1 protein-coding gene and 1 pseudogene are annotated in these 911 nt (G+C 74.3%); both read right to left on the bottom strand.

The features are described 5' to 3' along the window. Positions 1–129, bottom strand: a 129-nt coding sequence (locus IG02_RS41275) for a DUF742 domain-containing protein (RefSeq protein ID WP_158712461.1), incomplete at its 3' end; no start/stop codon positions are given. Between the two features lie 215 nt (positions 130–344). Continuing rightward, positions 345–911: pseudogene (locus IG02_RS41270) on the bottom strand (ATP-binding protein); the annotation flags it as partial.

The raw sequence follows: 911 nt of genomic DNA, 5'->3' as shown, positions 1-911 counted from the left end.
CCCCTGCGCCGGCTCGCACTCGCTCACGATGAGGGTGACCAGGTCGAAGGTGTCGTCGTCGGCCCGGCTGCGACCGCCCGTGACGGTGTACAGCCGGTCCGGAAAACCGGTGTTGACCCGAAGGCTCATGAGGGTCGGTTGTCCTGAGCCGGTGTGCGGGGTTCCGCGCGCAGGTGCTCGCCGATCTGTTCGACCAGTCCGGTGGTCAGGCTGTTGTCAGTGGTCTGCATGGTGTACATGGGGCTGCTGATGCCGGGAAGGGCGGTCGTCGGCCCCGTGCCTCCAATCTCACGTTCCGGGTGATGGCGCCGGGCGCCTGGCAGGTGTGGAAGAGAGCGGAGCGGCTACTCGGCCGCGGTGGCCCCGGGCGGGCCGTCGGGGGTTCGCCGCGCCCGGTGGAAGGCGCCGAACTGGGCGCCGGCGTCGCGGCGTGGCCGGCCGGCCTCGTCCCCCGCTTCCGGCCGGGGACGGCCTCGGTCGGCGGCGGCCATGGTCCGGCCGGGCGGACGGACGGGCAGCCCGTTCGGTGTCGAGGTACGAGGACCGTCGGCCGCCGCGGCGTCCTGGCCGGCGGGCGGGGCCGGCGGTGCCGACGACATGGGCGGGGCCGGCGGAACCGGGGGTTCCTGGCGGAAGGAAGGTTCCTGCGGAGGGGTGACCGTCCGCGGGGAGAAAGGTTCCTGCGGGGAAGCGGCCCGCGACCCCTGGGAGGCCGGGGCTTGCGGCGGGACCGCGCCGGCCGGTGCGGTGGTCTCCGGACCGACGGAGCGTCGCGGGACCCGGGTGTGGTGTACGGGGGCGGATTCCTGCTGCTGCGCGAGCAGTTGGGGCGGGAAGAGGACGACGACGCCGGTGCCGCCGCGCGACGACGGCCGGTAGTTGACACTGATGTGGTACTTGGCGGCCAGCCG

The sequence above is a fragment of the Streptomyces sp. NRRL F-5135 genome (genome assembly GCF_000719775.1).
In the GTDB taxonomy this organism is placed as follows: domain Bacteria; phylum Actinomycetota; class Actinomycetes; order Streptomycetales; family Streptomycetaceae; genus Streptomyces; species Streptomyces hebeiensis.
The sequence above is the reverse complement of the archived record's forward strand: the minus strand, read 5'-3'. Positions and strand labels throughout refer to the sequence as shown.